Source organism: Bradyrhizobium sp. WSM4874, assembly GCF_055811835.1.
In genome coordinates, this window is the sequence record NZ_JBVVPR010000016.1 from 38265 (window position 1) to 59754 (window position 21490).

Annotated in this window: 20 protein-coding genes and 2 pseudogenes; 13 read left to right on the forward strand and 9 right to left on the reverse strand. The window is 58.5% G+C overall.

Going from position 1 to position 21490, the window contains the following annotated elements:
- Positions 1 to 50: 50 nt before the first annotated feature.
- From AC0L3P_RS18235 to AC0L3P_RS18255, 5 genes and pseudogenes are all read left to right on the forward strand, one after another.
- The gene (locus AC0L3P_RS18235) at positions 51 to 734 is read left to right on the forward strand and encodes a hypothetical protein (protein WP_473303595.1); all 684 of its coding nucleotides are present in this window, start codon (positions 51 to 53) and stop codon (positions 732 to 734) included.
- Between the two features lie 115 nt (positions 735 to 849).
- Positions 850 to 3249, forward strand: a complete 2400-nt coding sequence (locus AC0L3P_RS18240; RefSeq protein ID WP_473303599.1) for a polysaccharide biosynthesis tyrosine autokinase — start codon at positions 850 to 852, stop codon at positions 3247 to 3249.
- Between the two features lie 10 nt (positions 3250 to 3259).
- Complete coding sequence (locus AC0L3P_RS18245) at positions 3260 to 4012, forward strand: hypothetical protein (protein WP_473303602.1); 753 nt, start codon at positions 3260 to 3262, stop codon at positions 4010 to 4012.
- A 411-nt stretch (positions 4013 to 4423) separates the two neighbouring features.
- Positions 4424 to 4534, forward strand: a pseudogene (locus AC0L3P_RS18250) (transposase); the annotation flags it as partial.
- Positions 4535 to 4570: 36 nt separating this feature from the next.
- Positions 4571 to 4970: pseudogene (locus tag AC0L3P_RS18255) on the forward strand (integrase core domain-containing protein); the annotation flags it as partial.
- A gap of 236 nt (positions 4971 to 5206) precedes the next feature.
- Here the strand turns inward: AC0L3P_RS18255 and AC0L3P_RS18260 are convergent.
- Positions 5207 to 6391: a polysaccharide biosynthesis/export family protein gene (locus AC0L3P_RS18260; RefSeq protein WP_354101380.1), complete on the reverse strand. Its 1185-nt coding sequence runs from the start codon at positions 6389 to 6391 to the stop codon at positions 5207 to 5209.
- A 153-nt stretch (positions 6392 to 6544) separates the two neighbouring features.
- A complete protein-coding gene (locus AC0L3P_RS18265; RefSeq protein WP_473303604.1) occupies positions 6545 to 8056 on the reverse strand; it encodes an undecaprenyl-phosphate glucose phosphotransferase in 1512 nt (503 codons plus the stop codon).
- A 73-nt stretch (positions 8057 to 8129) separates the two neighbouring features.
- Between AC0L3P_RS18265 and AC0L3P_RS18270 the strand changes: the two genes are divergently transcribed.
- From AC0L3P_RS18270 to AC0L3P_RS18280, 3 genes are all read left to right on the forward strand, one after another.
- Positions 8130 to 8834 (forward strand): hypothetical protein, encoded by a 705-nt coding sequence (locus AC0L3P_RS18270; RefSeq protein WP_473303607.1) that lies wholly within the window; start codon positions 8130 to 8132, stop codon positions 8832 to 8834.
- Positions 8835 to 8905: 71 nt separating this feature from the next.
- Positions 8906 to 9223: a hypothetical protein gene (locus AC0L3P_RS18275; protein WP_473303609.1), complete on the forward strand. Its 318-nt coding sequence runs from the start codon at positions 8906 to 8908 to the stop codon at positions 9221 to 9223.
- A gap of 113 nt (positions 9224 to 9336) precedes the next feature.
- A complete protein-coding gene (locus AC0L3P_RS18280) occupies positions 9337 to 10635 on the forward strand; it encodes a hypothetical protein (RefSeq protein WP_473303611.1) in 1299 nt (432 codons plus the stop codon).
- 8 nt (positions 10636 to 10643) lie between these two features.
- On the opposite strand, the gene AC0L3P_RS18285 is transcribed toward AC0L3P_RS18280, so the two are convergent.
- A complete protein-coding gene (locus AC0L3P_RS18285) occupies positions 10644 to 11252 on the reverse strand; it encodes a transglutaminase-like cysteine peptidase (protein WP_354065132.1) in 609 nt (202 codons plus the stop codon).
- 219 nt (positions 11253 to 11471) lie between these two features.
- Here AC0L3P_RS18285 and AC0L3P_RS18290 point away from each other — a divergent pair, with 219 nt between their 5' ends.
- Together AC0L3P_RS18290 and AC0L3P_RS18295 are read left to right on the forward strand one after the other, a co-directional pair.
- On the forward strand, positions 11472 to 12176 hold the full coding sequence (locus AC0L3P_RS18290) for a metallophosphoesterase family protein (protein ID WP_275172064.1): 705 nt from the start codon (positions 11472 to 11474) through the stop codon (positions 12174 to 12176).
- Positions 12177 to 12210: 34 nt separating this feature from the next.
- Positions 12211 to 12873, forward strand: coding sequence for a hypothetical protein (locus AC0L3P_RS18295; protein ID WP_354210377.1), 663 nt, complete (start codon positions 12211 to 12213; stop codon positions 12871 to 12873).
- Between the two features lie 615 nt (positions 12874 to 13488).
- Here AC0L3P_RS18295 and AC0L3P_RS18300 read toward each other — a convergent pair.
- Both AC0L3P_RS18300 and AC0L3P_RS18305 read right to left on the reverse strand, forming a co-directional pair.
- Entirely contained in the window at positions 13489 to 13929 is a 441-nt protein-coding gene (locus tag AC0L3P_RS18300; RefSeq protein WP_473303618.1) for a hypothetical protein, read from the reverse strand.
- A gap of 49 nt (positions 13930 to 13978) precedes the next feature.
- Positions 13979 to 14260: a hypothetical protein gene (locus AC0L3P_RS18305; RefSeq protein ID WP_275172070.1), complete on the reverse strand. Its 282-nt coding sequence runs from the start codon at positions 14258 to 14260 to the stop codon at positions 13979 to 13981.
- Between the two features lie 2496 nt (positions 14261 to 16756).
- Here AC0L3P_RS18305 and AC0L3P_RS18310 point away from each other — a divergent pair.
- A complete protein-coding gene (locus tag AC0L3P_RS18310) occupies positions 16757 to 16930 on the forward strand; it encodes a hypothetical protein (protein WP_275172072.1) in 174 nt (57 codons plus the stop codon).
- A gap of 109 nt (positions 16931 to 17039) precedes the next feature.
- On the opposite strand, the gene AC0L3P_RS18315 is transcribed toward AC0L3P_RS18310, so the two are convergent.
- On the reverse strand, positions 17040 to 17585 hold the full coding sequence (locus AC0L3P_RS18315) for an NUDIX hydrolase (RefSeq protein ID WP_354101387.1): 546 nt from the start codon (positions 17583 to 17585) through the stop codon (positions 17040 to 17042).
- 471 nt (positions 17586 to 18056) lie between these two features.
- Between AC0L3P_RS18315 and AC0L3P_RS18320 the strand changes: the two genes are divergently transcribed.
- A complete protein-coding gene (locus tag AC0L3P_RS18320; protein ID WP_473303622.1) occupies positions 18057 to 18422 on the forward strand; it encodes a VanZ family protein in 366 nt (121 codons plus the stop codon).
- Positions 18423 to 18452: 30 nt separating this feature from the next.
- Here the strand turns inward: AC0L3P_RS18320 and AC0L3P_RS18325 are convergent, their stop codons facing one another.
- Both AC0L3P_RS18325 and AC0L3P_RS18330 read right to left on the reverse strand, forming a co-directional pair.
- A complete protein-coding gene (locus tag AC0L3P_RS18325) occupies positions 18453 to 18632 on the reverse strand; it encodes a CHRD domain-containing protein (protein ID WP_473303626.1) in 180 nt (59 codons plus the stop codon).
- Positions 18633 to 18769: 137 nt separating this feature from the next.
- Positions 18770 to 19054, reverse strand: coding sequence for a hypothetical protein (locus AC0L3P_RS18330; RefSeq protein ID WP_473303629.1), 285 nt, complete (start codon positions 19052 to 19054; stop codon positions 18770 to 18772).
- A gap of 395 nt (positions 19055 to 19449) precedes the next feature.
- Here AC0L3P_RS18330 and galE point away from each other — a divergent pair, with 395 nt between their 5' ends.
- Complete coding sequence (gene galE / locus AC0L3P_RS18335) at positions 19450 to 20442, forward strand: UDP-glucose 4-epimerase GalE (protein WP_473303631.1); 993 nt, start codon at positions 19450 to 19452, stop codon at positions 20440 to 20442.
- A gap of 40 nt (positions 20443 to 20482) precedes the next feature.
- On the opposite strand, the gene AC0L3P_RS18340 is transcribed toward galE, so the two are convergent.
- Complete coding sequence (locus AC0L3P_RS18340) at positions 20483 to 20941, reverse strand: hypothetical protein (RefSeq protein WP_275172079.1); 459 nt, start codon at positions 20939 to 20941, stop codon at positions 20483 to 20485.
- Between the last annotated feature and the right edge of the window lie 549 nt (positions 20942 to 21490).

Genomic DNA, 21490 nt, shown 5'->3' on the forward strand with positions numbered 1-21490 from the left:
AATTTTCTTTTAAAAACACGTGATTAGGTCACAAAGTGGATGGTTTGATCATGAAGGCACCAGAAGGCTCGGCGTTTTCGAAGTACATTTTCTCGGCCACGCTCTGTGCGCTGACATTGTACTTTCCCACCGGCGCCCTTGCCGCCTGTGTAAGCGATGCTGACGCTGCCCAAAAGGCGGCGAATTTTACCACCAATCCATCATCCCTTTTGAATGGACCCAATGGACCTCGCACATCCGAAGAGATCGCGGCAGATGTCCAGACCTTTGTCGCCTCCTACCCTCAGGCGCTGCCGGCGGTGCTTAGTGTCCTCAAGGACTTGGCCGGCAAGGGACCATCGACCTCCGACCTCCAAAAAGCAATCGGCACCGGCCTCGGTAAGGCGGCGAATGTTTGCAAAACGACCGACGTGACTTTCTCTTTGGAAATTCAAGGCGACCTGGGTGCGACCGGGTCGTCCGATGCAAACGGCCAGTACGCTGCCGTTACCGGAAACGATCCGACCCGAAGCGTAGCTCTGTCAGGGGCCACGACAGGATCTTCCGGCGGCGTTGGCGGTCAGACGACACCGACCGGGGGTGCATTCTCCGGGACATCCTTCCAGAGCTTCGTATCCAACAGCGTCTCTAACAACCCGACGAACTATTTCAGTTCGAGCGTTGGCGGCGCGGGATCAGCAGGCGGGAGCAACACCACGACGATCATCTGCTCTGTCTCAGGGACCTGTCCCTGAGCACTTGAGCATCGCAGTTTGGCCTTCGTGATGCTTTAAATCACGCTTATTTGCGCTCGGAGCGGCTAGCCTTTGTTCGGCCGCCGCGGCGCAGCTCATCAGACAGACGGGTCGGATGCTTCAGACACGAATTTCATCTCCCTCTCCGGCACAGGTTCAAGGCACCGATTCAGCCTCGCTGGAACAGACTGTTTCCTCGGCCATCGGTCTCGTCACTCGGCAATATCCCGTGATGATTATCACGGTGCTCCTCTGCCTGGGTCTTGCAGGCACGTATTTGTTGGGGGCGACCAAGCGTTACACCGGGACCGCTGTCCTTATGATCGACAGCCGCAAGATGCAGGGACTTCAAACACAAACGGCGGTTGGTGGAGACAATCCTATAGATTCGGCGATGGTCGACAGCCAAGTTGAAGTGCTGAAATCGGAGACCATCGCCGCCGCGGTCATCCGGGACCTCCGTCTCTTGGACTCCCCGGCCTTTATGCAAGAGGACGCTGGGCTGCTGAGCGGGCTATCGCAGCTGCTTTCGAGCTTTTTCCCTGAGGAAAAGCCATCCGACGATGGACTGATGCGAGCCGCCGTTGGGAGGATTCAGAGCGGGCTCACCATCAAGCGGGTTGGATTTAGCTATGTTATCGAAATAGCATACCAGTCCACCTCGCCAGAGCTGGCCGCGCGGATCGCCAACGCCGTCGCAGAGAATTACATTACAGATTCTCTTGAATCGAAATATCAGGCTTCGCGCCGTGCGGCGGTCTGGCTTCAAGACCGGCTCAAAGAACTCCGCGCCCAGGCCTCCGCGGCGGAGCGGACGGTGGTCGACTACAAGGCAAAAAACAACATCGTCGACGCAGGCGGACGTCTGCTGACCGAGCAACAGTTGGCGGAGATCAACAGCGCTTTGACCGAGGCTCGCGCAAAGCGCGCCGAGGCCCAGGCCAAGCTCGAGCGCATTACCTCGATCTTGAACGCGGACGACAATGATTCGCGAGTGATCCTGAACGATTTAGGTGCCGTCAACGATTCAATGGCTAATCCCGTGATCACCAAGTTGAGGCAGACCTATCTCGATTATGCGGGCCGCGCTGCGGATTGGTCCAATCGATATGGTCCAACTCATTTGGCCGTGGTCAATTTGCGCAATCAAATGCGCGAAATTCGGCACTCCATTATCGATGAGCTTCGGCGCACGGCAGAAGGTTACAAGAGTGACCTGGCAATTGCCAAGGCGCGTGAAGAATCCAGCCAGAAAAGCTTGAACGAGACGATCGCCGTTTCGAATGATACAAGCCAAGCCCAGATTGTTTTGAAGGACCTCGAGAGCAACGCGCAGAGCGCGCGCGCGCTGTCAGAGAATTTCCTTCAGCTCTACATGGTATCAGTCCAGCAGCAGTCATTCCCGATTACCGAAGCAAGGGTCATCACCCAGGCCTCACAATTGTCGACGCCGAAGACTTCCCCCAAGACTGCTTTGGTTCTCCTCGCGGGTATCGTCGGCGGATGCATCCTCTCCGGCTTGGTGGCGATCTTCCTCGAAATGCTGGACCGCGTCTTCCGCACCGTCCATCAGGTCGAACGCTTGCTTCAGACCAACTGTTTGGCATCCATTCCGGTGATCGGGTCGGAACCAGAAGCTGGAATGGGCCTGCCCTTGAAGCTCGTCAAACGGTGGTCCTCATTGTCCAGGAGTAGAGCAGAGGCCTGGTCGCGATCCAGTGAAGCAGCTGGTAAGTCGCTGCGCGCCGATGTAGGGAGAACTCATTCACGATCCAGCCCCGACCGGCTGCTCACCATCGATAACAGCGTCGGACGGTTCGCGATCAACTCGCCCTTTTCCCGATTTGCGGAGGCTCTCCGGTCGATCAAATTGGCGGCCGACTTGAGCAACTTCGGGACTCCCCACAAAGTCTTGGGCATCACATCCGCTCTTCCCAATGAAGGAAAATCCACCGTTAGCGAAGCTTTGGCTCAGACCACGGCACAAAGTGGCCTACGTACACTTCTGATTGACGGAGACCTCCGTAACCCAAGCCTCACCGACCGGCTTGCCCGGTCGGCCGATGCTGGATTGATTGAAGCCGTGTTTGGCAAGGCCGATCTGAAGGACGTGATCTGGGTCGATCCGCAAACAAATCTGCATTTTCTTCCCTGCGTGGCGGCGTCTCGATTTTCGAACTCCAGTGATCTGCTGGCGTCCCCGCAAATGGAGAAGCTTTTTCAGCATCTTCGCGAACAGTACGACCGTATCATTTTGGACTTGAGCCCTATGGCTCCTGTGATCGACGTTCGCGCCACCGGCGGTCTCGTCGACTCCTACATTCTCATTGTCGAGTGGGCCAAAGCGAAGGTCGACGTGGTCGAGCGAGTTTTACGGGAAAATCCCCTTGTTCGCGAGCACATGCTGGGCGCCGTTCTTAACAAGGTGAACTTAGCCGCGATGAACCGCTACGATTCCTATAGCGGAGGCTACTACCGCAACCGATACTACAAACGCTACGGATACGTGGACTAGTCAGCTAACGATGACGGCCGTCATAAATGCTTTTGGCAGATTGACAACCGTTCTTATCGCCTTGAGCTCGGCAGGCTGGGCGGTCTCCTTCCTCTCTAATTTGGATGAGGGAGTCGCACTGAATAATGTAGCCAACGCGGTTTTGTCCGGGAGCGGTTTTAAGCGAAGTTCCGTTTCCGAAGCAGCATTGTCAGCCGCTGAGACTCGCAAGATCTGCAATCCACGCGAAATCAGAGCGGCTGCGATCATCCGCCTGCGCCTCTATGAGACCGCCGTCGATTCTCCCGACATGCGGCTTGCCGATCAGCGCCTGACGGCGCTTCGGTCATCGGTCAGAGAAGCTCTCGGCTGCGTTCCGACTGACGGGCTATTGTGGTTCATCGAATACTGGAGCGCCATTAATCAAGGCGGTCATGTAAGCGATCACCTCGAAGCTTTGCGGTTGTCCTACCGGTTGGCGCCTTACGAGGGCTGGATTGCGCTCCGCAGCCCCTACGTGCTGGCAATCTATGACACGCTTCCGCCGGACCTTCAGGAAAACGCCCGCAACGAGTTCGCGTCCATTGTTAGAACGGGCTGGATCCGCGACGCGGTGAAAATCCTCAAAGGAGCCGGGTGGAGGCATCACCAAGTCCTCTTGGCCGGGCTTGGAACGGTGAGCTTGGATTTTCGTCTCCAATTAGCCCGCGCCCTGCGCGCCGAAGGCTTAATGGCGGACGTTCCAGGGGTTGAGCCCCAAGAGTTTAGACCTTGGAGATATTAGTTCTGAAGTCGTCCTTCAAAGTCTAAATCTCTTCTCACGGATCCCAGAGATTAGGAGGAAGTGGAAGCGTATGATTTGTTCAACTTGAAACCACTGCAGATGCGCCGCTCGGCTGTTCGCGAGCTGCGACTTGATCGCGATAGGGCGAGACTTTGCGATTGGGCAAAGGATCGTCAGATTTTGCGCCGACTGAAAGGAGCTTTCGATGCTCAGGCGCGCGCTCATGGGTTTTTTTCACAGCCGTAGTGGTCTACTCAGCTTCTCCTTCTCAAGCTGAGATGATTTCGTCCGCAAAGCCCGACGAGGTGACGGGTCACCCGGGGCGCTCGACGGCACGTGGCTGTGGACCTGACCTTGCCCCTCGGGCTTAATCCATTGAAGTTCGTTCTGGCCCAAGCCGAGGACCAGAGCATGAAGCGCAAGCGGTTTACGGAAGAACAGATCATCGGGATTTTGAAGGAGCACGAAGCGGGGGTTCCGGTCGCCGATCTTTGCCGCAAGGATGGTGTAAGCGACGCCAGCATCTACAAATGGAAGGCCAGGTTCGGCGGGATGGACGTGGTCAGCGATAACGGCAGCGAACTCACAAGCAACGCCATCCTGGTGTGGGCCGACCAAAGCCGTGTCGAATGGCACTACATTACATCGCGCCGGGCAAACCCATGCAGAACGCCTTCATCGAGAGCTTCAACGGCCGGCTGCGGGATGAGCTGTTGAACGAGACGTTGTTCACGTCACTGGCACAAGCCCGCGTCACACTTGGATGTTGGCGGGCCGATTACAACGATACAAGACCACACTCGCAGCTCGGATGGAGAACCCCGTCCAAGTTCGCGAGGACCTGCCAGCCGCGCCGGGATCTGGCGCTGCGCTATGCGAAGGCTCCGCGCCAGCTCCCGTCGCTGCCACCGCCCAATCGGGCAAACCCAACGGCACGGGCGAACTCAGGACCGGATAAAACGTGGGGGCAAGGTCACGGAGGCTGATATGGCCATCCTATCCGTTTGCCTTGTAATGATCAGCGTCACGTTTTTGACGATAGTTACGATCGCACCGCGCCTGAATTTTTGGACAGACGATCTCTGAATGGTCGGCTTCCTCTACACCTTAGCTCGCGTGCAAGGGGACTTTGGTGGCCAATCCGCCGGCGCGTTAGAAGACATTACTGCCTCACCAACCTCCGGCGGACGGCGATCACTGCCGCGAGGTGATGCGTAGGATCTGTGCGTTGTTGGCGGTCACGACCGTATCATTAGCTGTCGCGATCACGACACGAACGAACTGCAGGAACTTGGCGGTATCGACGGTGGCTGCGTTAGCGGCAAACAGAACGTCCTTGTCGCGCATATCAAATTTAGTCGCCAGGAAGTACGCGGCGGGATCGCGGAAGTCTGCATTGTAGACCACCGGCACCGTTGGCCCGACGAACTTGGAGCAATCCACGCCTAGCCGTTCGGCGAGCTCGCGCGGCTCCCGGCGATAGAGGTACACGCCGCTCGGCTCCGCTTGGCCATCCAGGAGGCCCCCGGCCTTCGCCATCGCCTGCGCCATGTTGATCTTCCACATGTCGAACGGGAATTGTCCCTGCTGTCCCGACGCACCGAATGCCAGGAAGATCTGCGGTTCACGGTAGACATAGATGGTATCGCCGGGATGGACCCAGACATTGTTGGCGGGAGTATAAACCAGAGCACCGAACGGAACCGTCGCGCGCTTGCCGTGACGCTCAAGCGTGACCCAGGTTTCCCAGCCCTGCCCCTTTGGACCACCAGCCCGCGAGATCACGTCGAGGACCCGCTCACCAGCCGCATTGGCTGTGAGACGGGTAGGCTGATTGACCTCACCAAGAACGCTAATCAGCGAGGTGTTCTGGGTGACTAGCGAGACCACCACCTGCGGTTCGATCGCGCGGTTGCCGATCGCCTTGACGATGTCCTGCTGGATCTCACTGGGCGTGCGGCCCGCGGCCTTGACCGCGCCCGCATACGGAACAGTGATGAAACCGGCCGAGTCGACGTTTTGGGTCGGCAGGGCAACGAAATTGCCTGGGCGCACGCCTGCTTCGGCCGGTATGAAAAGACCACCCGCCGCCGCCTCGAAGATCGACACCGCAACCACGTCGCCAATGCCAAACTTGATGGAGGGCGGCGGTCGATTGTCAGGGAACGAGCCCGCGATGGCACCGGGCCCGTATTCTTTGAGGATATCGACCACTGTTGGCGTGAGCGTCACCAACCCATATTCCGGGCCATTCTTGGTGTGCTCGCTCTTGATGACGTGGTCCTCAGGACCCGACATCGGCATGATTGCACAGCCCGCAGAACCGAGCAGCACAGCGGAAAGCACCCCTACAAGAACGAAGCCCCGTTTAAATTCCACCCGAGTTCCCCACTGCAACGAACCTCAAATTCCGCGAATTCCCGAGAGGAGTCAATGAATCGCGCCTCATAACCCGGCTCCTCGGGAGAATAAGCTGGAGGTTGTTGCAATGCGGTTACAGGCGAGCACCGGGGGGAGACAACCCGATAGGGGCTAATAGGCGTTTCTGCGGCGGGTAAGTTCCAAGCACGTGAGCAGGAGGATTTTCAGGTCGAGCGCCAAGCTCCAGTTGTTAATATACCAGAGGTCGCAATCCACCCGGCCCTTCATCTGTTCGACAAACGCGGTTTCGCCGCGATAGCCTTTGACCTGCGCCCAGCCCGTAATACCCGGTTTGACATGGTGCCGGAACGCATAGTCGCAGAGCAGCTGGCCGTAATGCCCGTCATGCGCCAACGCATGCGGCCGCGGACCCACCAAGGACATCTCCCCTTTCAATACGTTCAAAAGTTGTGGAACTTCATCGATGCTCGTCTTGCGGAGCATGCGTCCGGTCCGGGTGACGCGCGTATCGAATCGCTTCGCCTGCACCACGTTGGGACCATCCTCCATGACGGTCATTGTCCTGAATTTGACGATCGAAAACTGATTCTCATTGAACCCGTTCCGCCGCTGCCGAAAGAATACAGGGCCAGGCGAATCCAGCTTGATCGCTACCGCGCTGAGAGCCATCAGCGGGGCGAGAAGGATCAATCCGATCGACGCCCCCACAATGTCCAGCACGCGTTTGCCCAGCTGCTCGGCGCGGGAGAGCGGGCCGCGCTGAAGTTCGATAGAGAGCGAGTTTTTTACCCGGAACGACGGGTTCTGAGTAAGGGAGCGAACCCGCCGATCCGGCAACAGCTGCACCGGCAGCGGCGAAATCCGAAGCCCATCCCGCATCAGCTCAATCTTGCGGGTATCGCTCCAAGGAAAGGCCAAAACGATAGCCTCAGCGCCTTGCGCGCGTGCCGCGGCAATGGCGCGCTCTAGCGCCGCGAGCTCGTCTTGGCTTAGGGCAAAGCCGCCTGTCGCGGTGGGGAGCATCACACGCTCCACTTCGGTCAGACCAAAGTTTTCCAATAACTCTTCAAGGCCTATCGACGCCAGTTCCTCGCGGGTCCCGAGCAACACGATACGGCGCCCCCGGACCTGCCCATCCGCAACCACACCCAAAACCAGCCGTCTGGACATTCGGCGGCAGACCACCAGCAGCAGCGGGGCAAGCAGGCCAAAGCAGATCATGGAGCCGCGCGAGTAAACCGCGCCGCTTTTCATCAAAAACACCAACGAGGTCAGCAGCAGGCACACCAGGGTCCACTGGCCAAGAATCCGCCCTATATCCCTCCGCTTCTTTGCAAGAGCCGCCCGAAGATCATACAGACCGGTGGCCTGTCCGATGATCACATAAAGCATCGCTGCGACAATCCCCTGAGCCACCACCGGCTCCAGGTTAAGTTCGGCGTTTGCGAGCGTTTGATAGATCCCGGCGCCCACAAGGCTCGACAATACGATCACGGCAGCGTCCAGGACTGCCAAGAAGTACGCGAGGCTTGAGTAGGGTATTTTCAAGCCAAACCAGCGGCCGTCTAATGCACCGCCGGTCGCCGCACCGACGTCAGGGGCATCAGGCAGCTTGGAGGACGTCGCCTCGCCTCGTTTTGAGAGTGAAGTTCGCGGGATCAAAAATCGCCTCCTACGAAAACAAACAGGCCACCGCCGCCAAGAATCACTCTAGCCGCTGCAATGCAGCAGAATTATGCAGAAAACTAACATCAAAGGCTCTATAATCGTCCCTTACTGCCAACATGATGAGCTCAGAGTCAACCCATTGTTTTCTATCATCATTCTGAACCGGCTGACTGTCGCGTCGGCATTCACGTTAATCTTTCTGGCCACAACCGGCGAAAGTTTCGGTCAACCCCCTCGCGGGACGCGAGAGTGCGGTCCAGGACTCGGCTCCGAAGAACAGAGAAATTGCGACAGGCAATTTTCCGAGCAGCTGCGCAGCAGCAGCGGCATTGTGACACTCGCCCAAGGCTGGCAGCTGGTGAAAACCAAAAGCCCGACAGGGGGACAGGATGCCATCTCGGTCATGCACGTTGCCGATTCGGGGAAGTCGGACATCGGCCTCGCTGGCCTGAGCCTTCAGTGTGGTCAAGAGCGCCAGAGAATCGACGTGATTGTGATTCTTCTGGACCGTTGGTCGCGCACGGATCGTCCCAAGATCGTCCTCACCTCCGCGAGCGGCCGAGCTGCTGAATTTGAGGCATCCGTCACCCAGGCCGGCGAGGCTCTGTTACTACCGAAGAGCGCATCAGAGCTCGTGCAGAATGATTGGCAATCCGCAACGGAGCTTAACGTCGAAATCGACGGCAAGGCTGGTCAGATCCGGGGGGTCATTCCCGTTACCGGACTGGCTGCCGCGGTCCGCACCTTGATGGAAAGCTGTGCAGGCCGCTAGCGCTGAATCCGGGCGGAACGAGTGACGATTCCTTAAGAAGATGGGTGGAATGGTGGCGATGGAGACAGACAATGACCCCGGTCGCCATCTTGCTATTTCTTACGGGCGCGGTCCTCGCGTGGCGCTTTCGCGTCTGGATTCTTGTGCCCTTCTGCCTAATCGCGATCGTTGCCACGCTCTCGATTCAACTTGCCCAAGATCAGGGCTTTGCAACCGCAGTCGGATACGCACTTTTGGTGGGCTGCGCGCCACAATTTGGCTATGCCTTCGGCCTGCTGGCACGAGGCACATTGATGGCTCGCTATTCACCCCGTCAAACTGTTTCTCGGAAAGCGTCGGTGGCCGCGCTTTATCGGCAGACATCGGCTCACGACGACCGGCATATCTGACAGGGGTCCCGCCCAAAACAGAGTTTGGCGAGGCGGACCACCCATGCGATAGTGAAGCATCGCCCCCGGCCATCAGCTTTCTTCACTTTCCTCATCCCCCTTGAAGTTCTCCATTGCCGCTCGCGTTTTCCCTTCTGATCATGCTGTTGGCTGCAGCTGCCGCAACGCCATTCACCGATGGCATTTTCGTCCAGCATACGGTGTATCTGCTGGCCCCGCTCATGCTGCTGTCCGCGGCCGCTGCGGCGGGCCTGGCCGATCTTACTGCACTCACTCCGCTCCGCAGGTTTATGCTGGCGGCGCTTTTCCCGATGCTCTGGATGGTGACGCAAATTGCTCCCCTTCCATTCTCGCTCGTGAATCCCATCTGGCCCACAACAGCCGTCGCGTTAAATGAACCGTCGTTGGCGGGGCGAATCACGGTCGACCTGGGAAATACTTTGCGCGGCTTGATGTGGTATTCGGCCCTCCTGTCACTGCTGCTCTCCACCATCCTGCTGGCAAAAGATCGCAAAAGGGCGGAAGTCTTGCTGGTCGTTCTGACTGGCGTCGCGACGTTTATCGTGCTCGCGAGTTTGAGTCAGATCGTGCTTGCCCGAACAGCCTTGCTAGATCTCGGTCTGGCAGAAAACAATTCGCTTGCCCTCGTTGGGGTCATTGCAGCGCTCGCAAACACGGCAACGATTGCAATGGCAGCGGAGCGCCAGCTTGGTCGCGCCGGCACTCTCTTTCCACTGAATGGCCCATTCCTGCTGCGCATTGTCCCGGGCATTGCCGGTCTCATGATGTCTCTTGCTTACCTGGCAACGCTCGAACGAATAGTCCACATGCTAACGGCGCTGGGATTTGCAATCATGCTGTTCATTGCAGCCGTCCGCCGTCTCGGATATCGGTCTTGGCCGTCGGCGCTCCTGGCCGGCCTCCTCATCATGATGGCTGGTGCAGCGACGCTATCCCAGGAACGACCCGCGACATGGGCGGATCTGCTAGCTCGGAGCCGAATCGAGAATCAAGACTCTGTAGCGATCACACGGCGTGCCATATCGGACAGCTCGTGGACCGGCAATGGCGTCGGAACATTCGCCCAGGTTGCCCGCATCTATCAGGACTATGCTGTTGGTATTGCGCCGCGCGCCCCTTCAACCGCAGCGCTGGTTGCGATCGAATGGGGTCGCTTAGCCCTGCCAATCCTGGCGTTATTTGGGCTTCAGGTCTTCTTTTTCGTCTTGCGCGGAGCCGTTGGACGCGGACGGGACTCGTTCTTTGCCAGCACAACTTGCGCCCTTGTGCTTGTCGCAATTTGCGAGAGCTTTGTCGACACGAGCATGTTGAACCCGGCGGTCCAGATCATTCTTGCAGGATTGATCGGGCTGGGCTTTGCGCAAAGCACCGGGCGGACCAGCGCCCTGTAAGCGCGACCTCAGACCCTGGCGCTCGAGATCGTCGCCCAGAGCTTGGAGTTGGGCATCTGCATCCGCACCCAGCGATAAGGAACACGCGACCACGGCTTGATCTGCGGCGTCATGTTATCTAGCACCAAGTCTCCGCTATTGGTCCGGACCACGAGAATCAGGTGATGCTCACCGGAATTGACCATGACCTCGCTCAACAGCAAGGCGCGAGCCGGCCAACCGCGCTCCAGCAATTCATGCCGCTTGCTGACCGCATAGTCGTTGCAATCGCCCCGCGCTGGATTGATCAGCCATTGCTCGCCAGCCACGCCGAGTTCATTCCTCTCCGGGGCAATTCCGCGGTTAACCACCTGATTGATCTCCTTGAGATCTGCCCATCGCTCCTCGGTCAGCCGGACCGGCCCGCCCCGAAACATCGGCCGCGTGCGGCACTCGCCTCGGTATCGAAGACAAAATTGGGTAAACGCCATCGGCGGAAGAGTGGGAGTTTCGAGCTTGATGCGCTGGATTGCGGATTGAAGCCCCATTGGCATTCCCACAAGTCCGGCCTGGACCGGCTCAAGCCACATGGAGCCGGCTGCGATGACCCCGAGGGCGATAGTGATGATTCTGCGCATTAGTTGCTCCCCGCATGCTTATTGGCTAGGAAGCTAACGCGAAGGGTTTGAAATTTTGCGGCATCCCGCCATTCAATTAGAAACAAAAGCCAAGCAGGACATTGCGATCCCGTTAACTATGTGAGCTGACCTGAATCATTCGGGCGTTAGCCCCAAAGACTGCAAAGGCGACAAGTTCGGCAAATGCTCAGATTGTCGAGATCGAGGAACAAAAGCCGAATGCCGACGGTGCCCGAGGGCATTCGCATCTATGCGATAAGCGACATTCATGGATGCGCCGATCTGCTTCAGCAGATGTTTGCCGTCATCGACCGCGATCTCACCACAATAGGTTCAAGGCGCGCAATCCACGTTTTCCTCGGAGACTACATCGATCGAGGGCCTGACTCGAATCGGACCATCGAATTGCTGATGGAACGCGGCATGAAGCATGAATCGATCTTCCTGAAAGGCAATCATGAAGCCTTCCTGTTAGACGTTCTGCATGCCCCTTCGCAGCTTCAGGATTGGAAACAATATGGCGGCCTCCAAACCTTAGCCTCGTATGGACTTAGACCTTCCCTCAATCCTGATCCGGCAGAACAAGACGAACTCATTCGACGATTATCGCAGGCAATTCCGCCTCATCAGTTGCACTTCTTCAACAACCTGCGGGCGCGCTTTGTGTGCGGAGATTTCTTTTTTGTCCATGCTGGAGTGAAGCCTGGTGTCGCCCTGGCGAACCAACAAGAACAGGACATGCTCTGGATTCGAGACGAATTCCTGGAGAGCAACAAAAATTTCGGGAAATACATCGTCCACGGCCACACCCCCGTCCAGCAGCCCGACATAAGACCGAATCGGGTCAATATCGATACGGGCGCCTATGCGACCGGAAATTTGACCCTGTTAACGCTTCAGGACGACAGTATGATTGCCTTGTAAATCAATGACACGTCGTTTTTGCTTTGGAGATTTGATGCATTCAACGACCCTAGTTCGCGTCCTCCTGTTGGGCCTTGCGGCAGCCGTCGGCTGTTTTGGGATCGTATCAGCGGCCGCAGAACTGATCACCTCCAAGCGGCCGGATTTTCCAGAGGACCCAACCAAGGCCAGTCTCAGCTCGAACGCTCCACCCGAATGGGTTGGATTGATCTCTCCCTTGCGCTCTGACCTCGAAGGCAATCAGGCTCTATTTCTTGCGCTCCAAGTAATGCAACTGCCAAGAGGTGATGACAGGGTTCGGGCCCAGAGCGAACTTGCCCGGTCGCGTCTGAAGCATGTTGTCTCCATATCGCCATACGATGCTGAGCTATGGCTCGCCTTGGCAGTGCTGGAAGCCCGGCAGGATCCGGACAGTCCAGCAGCGATCGAATCCTTGAAGATGGTCTATCTCACGGCACCGAGCGAAGGCCGATTAATGCCTCTGAGGCTTGCTTCTGCAACCCGATTCGATGCCCTCGCCAGCCCCGATGTGAGGGAGCTAGTCCAAGGTGACATCCGCCTGATGTTGACGCGAGAGCCGAAACAAACGCGAGCCCTGGTGTTCGCATATCGGCAAGCCTCAGCCCGGGGCAAAGAATTCCTGAAAGATGCGATCCGGGCTATCGATCCCGCGCTTCTCAACGTGCTCGGGGGCTAGTCGAGCGGGCCTGCTGCGGGCGGAGGAGTTTGGCCAGCCGACCCAGTTTAGAGCATATTGCCCGTTCCTCGCGAAGCGTCTAAGATTAAGACAACTGGGGGCCTCCAAATGCGATCAATTCTCGGATTACTTACGCTCACCCTGGGCATGTGGACCTTGGTGACACCGTCCTACGCCGCAGACTACGCCGTGCCTACGCAAAGGACAGCGGCGCGTATTCCGTACATTGACCGAGGTCCCAATCCGTACTGCGGGCCCCGCTGCGGATGTCCCACGGTGGCGCAGGTTCGGCACAGGTCGCTGCAACAGGCCTACCCTGCCACATTTGATCCGCGCACGAGGGATGAGCCTCACTATTACTATGGGCCGGTCCGCACTTATGTGCGTTACGTGAACCCCTTGGATCCTGAGCGGATCTTGACCTACTAGTTTGCCACGCAGCCTTAAGCTCCGTTTAACTGCGGCGGTATAGCCTCGTTCATCGAGCGGGGCTAGGTTCGATGTTCGCCATCCAGTTGCTGTCGTGCGCCTTCGTGCTGGGCGCGGCCGTTACATTCGGCAGTTACGCGTTGCTGCGGCATTGCTTGATGCAATGGAGTGACGAGTTCTGAGGGCCTAGCGCTGCACGTTTCCAGCCAAACGCCCTTCGTTCGCTGGCCGGGAATTCGGAAACCTGCTCAGCACGGCTGCCTTCATGAATTTGTAGTGCGCAATGGAAGAACAGAGTTCTTTCAACCGGCGCTGTCCGCTCTGGATCTCCCGATCGAACAGATCCTGATGATGGTTATCCAACGCCTCGCGTTCGAGATATTCATCATCACCGTTGCCGAAGGTCACCGCGGCCCGGGCCAAGACATCTTCGACCCGACGGTTCAGGCCCGATTGCTCCCGCTCGGCCGCGTGCAGCGCTTCCTCGATCGCGAGCAGGATAGGCTCTATGCGGGTCCGGTCGGTCTCAGCATCTCGTTCAGGCGAACGCGCGCGGAATCCCCGTTCGCCGCTGAAACGGTCTTTCAGGAAATTGTGCGTGCGGGCCCGCAGGAACAGCTGGAACATGCGTGCGTTTTCCGGTTCAAAGCCAGATTGGAAAATGGGTCGGCGATGGTTAATAAACCTTAAAGCTTCTGGGTTGCTCGGCCCGGCTTCGTGCCATCCAGGCCTTCCAGGCACTCTCATGCTTCTGATACAATTCGAGCCAGCGCTCCTGCACCGTGGCCGCCCAAAGCACGCCGTCGTCAAGCGCCTGACCTTTAGCCTGACCGAACTCGGCCCGGCCCTCGAGGCGCTCGAATTCGAAGGTTTCCTCAACCGTCAAGCCAATCAAGACGCGCTGGCCCGCAGCATCAGGCAGATACCGCCGCGGGGCGTTGTTTCTCAGGCTCGTCATGGCGCTCCCCCTTTAGTGATCCACGGACCGGTCGCGGGCCTCGAGAACGTCGGCGTTATCCCATGTGTCCCCCAACGGGCCATCGATCAATGTCCAAATTCAAGGGTACGGAGCAACGATATGCTTCCACATGCAGTACCGACCGCGAACCGCACGAACAACAGAACGCGGGCGTTAACGTAACCGAATGTGGTTACGTGAGAGGTCACCGAGCCTATTTTTGCTCTGCTCGCACGTGTCACGGAAACAGAACAGCCCATCCCAAGTTGCAAACACTCAGAATGCACGCCGCGCTCGGACGAATGATGTAGCCTCTCCGGCTGTCGCGGAACGATAGTGCGAGTACAGCCGGCGGCGCTCGTTGCGTTTGCGCGATCGCCAGGCCCGGGTTGCGTAGCCTCCGCCGAAACCGGCAAAGAAGATCGAAGCCAAAACCGCAACTAGCACCATTGGGCAATCTTTCCATATGCAAGACGTTTCCAACTACTAGCATTGTGGTCGCGCAGTTGTGTCGACATCGTGATGAGTGTCGCTGATTTTCTCATCTCGGCGATAATATCTTGGGCAGCACAGTGCTTAGAAACTGATCGCGCGCACTTCAACCGAAGCACCATAGAGACAGCCTCACGAGCAACAGCGTGATGAAATACAGCCAGCCTGCCATCGCGATCATCGCAAGGCTGAAAAATCCGACCTCGAACATACGGTCTCGAAGCCTTGCGAACGGCGATATTGTCTGTGTTTCTTGTAGCATGTCGGTGCTTGCACTCTCCGGTCTCAAGCATATCAAATTGAATTCGGCGATCTCATGACACGAAAGACACGAAGCAAGAATCTCGGTGTGAATGCGACCTTCCCGAACGATCTTAGACGAGTCGTGTTTAACCCTGCGCGCAACCAGGTTCCGAAGATACACACTCCAGAAAACGACGCTGCGGAGAAATCCTTCAAAGCCACCGACTTCATTCGATCAACGCGCCTCTCCTCGCCACGAAGCAAGTTGGCCTTTGCTCAACCCAGATTTCTAACGAGAGAGCAGACGGGGCGGTTTTGCGCGAACCGGAGGCGGCGCCGTCCCGCGAACATGGATCCACTTGCGCCTCCATCACCTTGTTGAACAGTGGAGAGCCGCCTCCTATCGGCTGGCTCTCTTTGTGGCGAAAAACGTCACAAGGATTCCGCGAAATTGCCTTATCTCGGCTGACCCGCGTGCGTACAATGGTCGGTAACTCGTTCACGGGGTTTCCCTCAATGCTGGGTCTTCTGCTCTTATTTCTGATTGCGATGACCTCATTTGCGGCGGGGTACGTCACCCGTTCAGCGATCTCGCGGCGGCGGCGGGCGAACTATCTCAAGTTGGAACCTTACGTTCGGCCGTCACGACCATCGAAGCCTCCGTCGTTTTTGGTGCGTTCAGACAATCGCAACTCTCCACCGCTCCAAAGACTTGCGTCCGGTGGTCGTCGCGGCAGCTGAGTTGGTGGCTGTTTGCATTGAGTGCTTCAACGCGTAGGCTGGTGGGCTTTATTGTCGTTCGTTTCGCTGGGATATTCTGGGATTGCGCATTCCGGCGGCCGTCGCCAGGCGGGCACCAAGCATGATCCCTCATTTCTACTTGCTCAATCAACCGTAGCTTTGTTCACCGCAGTCGCGCTCTCAGCGCCGTGGTGCCCCTCCACAACAGGCCCAGGTATGGTTTGGCATCGCCGCGCTCTGGGTTCATAGTGGTGGCGCATCACCCAGATGGAAAACTCAATGAACCGTTTCGCAGTGCTTCTGGCGGGGGCCGCGCTCCTCGGCACCTCCGCATCCGCTCATGCTCAGGGGACCTACTCAAACGGGAGTCGCAACGGATATGCCGGCAGCGCACCACGTTCGACGATCTCGACAACTACATCTCCAGTCTCACCTTCCAGTCCCGCACCTACACCAAGAAATCTGGGGACGGGCCAAGGACGAACTGAAGGCGCTATGGGGCTCACACCGCAACTGCAACGCGAACTTGGGATCGGGCGGCAACAATGAGTCGCCGCTGGGCAGTGCCGGGCAATTAGACCCAGTCCATTCTGCAGCGCTTCGATGGCGTAACTGACACGCTTGGCTTTGTAGGCGAAGAACCTGTGCCCCATCGCGTTTATGCCGTCACGACTTAGCCGTGATCAAGCGACCAATGGTGGACTGATCGCTTGGCCATCAGGCTTCCGGGTTCGTGCAGCCGACGCACGTTGCTGTGCATCAGCCTCGATGTATTTACAAAGGATGCTTGCCGCAGCTCTGCTGAACGAAACCTCCGCGCTTATACGGGGTCCCCGATTTTGTCCCGGTAAGGTTGAGCGGTTAGCTTAATCCGCGTTGTTTGTTGCGAAGTCTCACCGATCGCTTATCCATCGTCTCACCGGGCTCCCCCAAGCTCGGCCCCACCCAAGCAAAGCCGTCGAGCGACATGGGTCCGCTTGGCGGCTTTGTCTTTGTCGCGACGAGAGGATGATTTCGGTTATGGCGCGCAAGCCCTGGTCGTTCAAGGAAGACCGCCGGCTGATGGAGTTGGCCAAGTCTTCGGCTTCATTGGAGGAGGCGGCGAAACAGCTCGGACGCTCGCCCGATGCGATCAAGCGCATGGCCTTGCGCCTTGGTCTTTCGCTGAAACCAAAGACAGGTAAGAAGGGCTAGAGCGAAAGCGTTGCGTCGAGCGCGCAGCGTTCCATCTCCGCTCGGGCGCAGCTCAACCGCGCGACGATCGACCAACGATCTCTCGATGACTGCGAGGCCGCCAAACCGGCTAGAGGACCAGAAGCCCTCTCGCAGATGCCTGAGCCAGCACCCCCAAATGGGTCTGCTCGCCGAATTCGCCCGACAGGATGAGGCTGCGAAGTTCATCCGGCGAGGCGGAGCTGACCTCGACACCTGGCTCTTCCACAAATCCCGGCGCGCGACCGCCGGTTCTGACGAAGAACGAATGAGTCGTATTGCTGATCCGGCTGGAGCAGGTCGCGCATCTGCCGATGAGCTCGACGCTCATCGTGGGATAGCCAGTCTCCTCCAGGAGTTCGCGCGTGGCGGTTTCCGGCGGGTCTTCGTTAGGATCCACCACGCCCGCTGGCAATTCCAGCGAGAAGCGCTCGATCGCCGGACGATACTGACGCACCAGGAGAACGCGCGAGTCCGGCGTCATCGCCAGAATGACTACATAGTCAGGTTGCGCAACTGCATAATAGGTTTCAACGGCAGACTCCGCGGAGAACCTCACATCCCGGGCCACGACCTCGAGCCAGGGGGAGACCACCATATGCTCGGTCTTTAGGATCGTCGGCAATTCCCGAACCATCAGACAATTCTCCTTCGTTGAACCTTGCTGGTAAACCATATGGCCTTGCAGGAATGAGGCCGCTGGCGCGGGAGGCCTGAATTCCAGCGGCTGAATTAGGCGCTTTAGCCCTGTTCGCCAGGGAACAGAACGCGCGCCTTTGCGTTAATCTCAACTTCATCGCGAGGTCTGGCCGTGGCACATCTAGCCATTTCCGTCATCCTGGTCTGGTTGGCTATCAATATCGCCTTCGTGGTCTTGCGTTTGCGAGCCACCCGGCCACAGCATGGTGGCAGCACCCGGCAGGCTCCCATTGCGCCCTACAATCCCGCACCCGCTTCCCTCCGCCATCGAATGGGCCGCTAGAACTTGAGAGCGGAGAAGTAAGGGTCTCCGCCCCACGGCCGTTCCCGAGATTCAACGGGTTGGTCAGCCTTAACGATACTCTCATCTTTCAACGCGGCTTGGCTCCCATCCCGCTATGGTCGTCCAATGCGCCGCAACCACCTCATCGCAGCCGCAGGCATCTGCTTCGCGCTCATCATCTATGCCACGCTTGCGAGACTGGCGGGAAGACCCGTGCTTATCGGTCATCACGAGGCTTATTGGGTCGTCGTGATCGAGCGCTTCAGCGCCTACGGGTTGCTGGGATTTCTCTTGTCCTTCCTGTTGCCCGGTCGGCTCACCCTCGCATGCGCGCTTGTCGTGGCCGTCGCAATGGGGCTCGAAATCCTGCAAGCAATGACACCCGATCGTGATCCGGGTTTCCTGGACGTGCTGCAAAAAGCAGCAGGCGGGACCGTCGGGGTCCTCCTCGCTCAAACAATCCTGGCCTTCTTACCGAGACCGCCCGCCTGAGCAGCACGTCCGCATCGGAAGTTGCCGTCGTTATTTCATCATTTGTCCGCGTAGTTCACCGCCCGGGTTCGCGGTCGTATGAATGTTCGCGTACCATTTCCCGGTCAGCAGATCCGCAGCCTGAGCTTCAGTGAGCGTTGCGCTCCGCTGAATCGGGCTTTGCACCGTCTTGAACGGCAGCACGCTGCCGCCGTTCTTGCCGGAGTCCACGGGGCATGGAAATGTGCCCCATGGCTGGCCCGGTCAAGCCGGCAAAGCTGACCGTATATGTCAGGGTTTTCGCTTCGGTATCGTAGGTCGCCTCGGCTTTGCCCGTTCCAGGCGAGCTGTTCGGAGCATGCGGGAGGCTAAGCCGACCGGCGCCGGCCCGGGAATTGGTTCGGCGTCAGGAGTTCTGCCATCTGGCGATGGGTGTCCTGGAGCGCCTCGATGGCGCCGTCCAGATCAAAATCGGCGTCTCGGACGGAGGCGAAAAATTTAGCCGTCAGCGCCAGATCGAGCTTAACGCGGGTGGTGCCGTCGCGGCTTTTGCGGCGGTCAAGTGACAAATGGATGGCCCGCATTCTGGCCTCGGCAGGCGTGCAGCCACTCAGCCCGGCGAGTTCGTCATAAGTCATCCAGATCTGTGCCATGTTTCAGTCACTCCTTTACTCGGCCTCAGCTTATTTTTCGTGCTTAAAGCTTCGGTTGCCGCGATGCGCGCGCCGGCTGTTTCGCAGCGATAGGGTCAATGCGAGCTAAACGAAGAAGGACAATCGTGCCGAGCCCCCGGTGGGTTGCATACAGCGAAGATCGATCTATGCTCACCCGATCGATCAACTGTTGAACTGAGGCAATCACATTGGGACAGATCACTTCGGAAACCCTCTCCTTGAGTGATGTCGTGTCCCGTAGCGCCACTCGGCATGTCCCCGCCTTCGGCAGGCGTTTCGAATGGCCGACGCTTGGGTTGCTCGTGCCGTGTGCCGATTTGGTGCTGGCGGCGGCTGCATGGATGATCGTTGATTTCGCTTTGAGGTAAGCACACATGACCGACCGACCGACTGTCCTCGTTACGGGAGGCGCGGGCTATATCGGCTCGCATGCCTGCCGCGCATTGACCGCCGCCGGCTATCAGCCCGTCGTTTATGACAATCTGTCGACAGGTCATCGCGGCTTCGTCGCCGGCCCGCTGGTAACAGGCGATCTGCTCGACGGCGCCACGCTGGCGCGCGCCTTCGGCGAGCACAAAATCACGGCGGTCATGCATTTCGCGGCGGCGAGCCTCGTCGGCGAATCCATGACCGACCCGCAAAAGTACTACATCAACAATGTGCAGGGCACGCTGTCGCTGTTGCAGGCGATGCGCAATGCGGGTTGCCATCGTATCGTGTTCTCCTCGACCGGTGCTGTCTACGGCAATGCCGATTCCAAGGAACTGCCGGAAGACTTCCCCTGCGCGCCGATTAACCCCTATGGCGCATCGAAGTGGATGATCGAGCGCATGCTGGCCGATTACCGGTCGGCTTACGGCTTCGGCGCGTTCTGTCTGCGCTATTTCAACGCCAGCGGCGCCGATCCTGCCGGCGGCATCGGCGAATTGCGTGACAATGAAACTCATCTCATTCCGCGCGCCATGATGGCGTTACAGGGCCATGTCGATTTTGCCGTGTTCGGTGAAGACTACGACACGCCCGACGGCACCGCGATCCGCGACTACATCCATGTCACCGACCTCGCCGCGGCGCATGTCGCGGCGCTGAAACTGCTGGAACAAGGGCATGCCGGCGGCAGCTTCAATCTGGGCACCGGCTCCGGTTTTTCGGTGCGGGAAATCCTGACTGCTATCAGGCAGGAGACCGGGCGCGAGGTGCCCCACACCGTCAAACCGCGCCGCGCCGGCGATCCCACCTATCTGGTCGCCGATCCCTCTGCAGCGCGAAAAGTGCTGAATTTCGTACCAAGACATTCGGATCTGCCGACCGTGATCCGCACCGCTTGGGCCTGGCACCAGAAGGCTCATCCGCTTAAGCAGCCCTGACGACATCGTCGAAGTCGATCAGGCGGGGTGAGACGTGGCCTTATGGTCTATTCCGTTCTGACCCGAGCGATCCCGGCGCAAACGGATGGCGCGATCGCGAACGGCCGTCGAGCCCCTTGGGCAGCTTGTCGGCATTGAGCTTCACGACCGCACCTCTGGCGTCAACGGCCGGCGCCTCGTCCCGGCTGTAGATGAGCGTCGCCTCGAAGGTCACATCGGGCGCCTGCTCGGCCGTCCCGGAACAGGTCGCCATCGCGCCGCTGCACACGCCCGAGAGCTTGACCTCGACTTCGTCGAGCCCGAACACGGTCGGCGGCCCCTCGGCATGTCGCCGCGTGGTCAGAACCGCCGTGAAGCGCTGCTCGTCGATTCGGTAAGAGCCGCCATACGTGAAGAAGCTGTCGCTGCCGGAGATTCGTCCCTCCGCCAGATGCACGACGCCCGTGCCCTGACCGCGCGGGGTCCTGAACCAGGCAGCATATTTGCCGTCTCTCAGCATGAAAACATCCACCGTAAAAACTCAAACGTATTTGCAACCAACTCTGGGGCGCGACAATGACCCGCGCGGGGAGCATTCCGCCACGGTTAACGTCCTGCAAAGCGAGCCAGTCAAATTGCTGCCGACGCGCAGCGACGCGGGCGAGCGCACGCTCCCCCGCGCAGCGGGCAAAAAAGCTGGACCTCGTGCATATCGCGCTAAAAACGATCGGCTTGCCGACCTCGTTTGGCAGCTTGCATATAACCGCTATCAACTCAGCCAGTTCGTGACAGCTAGCCTTCCTGTCGCGCTGGGAGGAAGTGGTCGAGATTGCAGCCGGTCAGCAGGCGACGCCATATCAGAAGACCGAGGCGACGCTCCCGCCCATTGTGGATATAGAGAGTGCAGCGGAGGGCCACCCGGTCGAGGCCGTCCCAGCCGAATGAAATTATCCATCCGGCCAACAGCTTCCCGGCGCACTGTTTTCTCCGGTCGCTGATTTGAACCTCTTCCTGATAGAGTGCACCAATATCTAAGAGTGATTCCGGTCACACTTGCCTGGGCGTTTCG

Coding starts and splice junctions, on each gene's coding strand:
- AC0L3P_RS18235 (WP_473303595.1), top strand. CDS start 51: ATGAAGGCACCAGAAGGCTCGGCGTTTTCGAAGTACATTTTCTCGGCC.
- AC0L3P_RS18240 (WP_473303599.1), top strand. CDS start 850: ATGCTTCAGACACGAATTTCATCTCCCTCTCCGGCACAGGTTCAAGGC.
- AC0L3P_RS18245 (WP_473303602.1), top strand. CDS start 3,260: ATGACGGCCGTCATAAATGCTTTTGGCAGATTGACAACCGTTCTTATC.
- AC0L3P_RS18270 (WP_473303607.1), top strand. CDS start 8,130: ATGCAGAAAACTAACATCAAAGGCTCTATAATCGTCCCTTACTGCCAA.
- AC0L3P_RS18275 (WP_473303609.1), top strand. CDS start 8,906: ATGACCCCGGTCGCCATCTTGCTATTTCTTACGGGCGCGGTCCTCGCG.
- AC0L3P_RS18285 (WP_354065132.1), bottom strand. CDS start 11,252: ATGCGCAGAATCATCACTATCGCCCTCGGGGTCATCGCAGCCGGCTCC.
- AC0L3P_RS18290 (WP_275172064.1), top strand. CDS start 11,472: ATGCCGACGGTGCCCGAGGGCATTCGCATCTATGCGATAAGCGACATT.
- AC0L3P_RS18295 (WP_354210377.1), top strand. CDS start 12,211: ATGCATTCAACGACCCTAGTTCGCGTCCTCCTGTTGGGCCTTGCGGCA.
- AC0L3P_RS18300 (WP_473303618.1), bottom strand. CDS start 13,929: ATGTTCCAGCTGTTCCTGCGGGCCCGCACGCACAATTTCCTGAAAGAC.
- AC0L3P_RS18305 (WP_275172070.1), bottom strand. CDS start 14,260: ATGACGAGCCTGAGAAACAACGCCCCGCGGCGGTATCTGCCTGATGCT.
- AC0L3P_RS18310 (WP_275172072.1), top strand. CDS start 16,757: ATGGCGCGCAAGCCCTGGTCGTTCAAGGAAGACCGCCGGCTGATGGAG.
- AC0L3P_RS18315 (WP_354101387.1), bottom strand. CDS start 17,585: ATGGTTCGGGAATTGCCGACGATCCTAAAGACCGAGCATATGGTGGTC.
- AC0L3P_RS18320 (WP_473303622.1), top strand. CDS start 18,057: ATGCGCCGCAACCACCTCATCGCAGCCGCAGGCATCTGCTTCGCGCTC.
- AC0L3P_RS18330 (WP_473303629.1), bottom strand. CDS start 19,054: ATGGCACAGATCTGGATGACTTATGACGAACTCGCCGGGCTGAGTGGC.
- galE (WP_473303631.1), top strand. CDS start 19,450: ATGACCGACCGACCGACTGTCCTCGTTACGGGAGGCGCGGGCTATATC.
- AC0L3P_RS18340 (WP_275172079.1), bottom strand. CDS start 20,941: ATGCTGAGAGACGGCAAATATGCTGCCTGGTTCAGGACCCCGCGCGGT.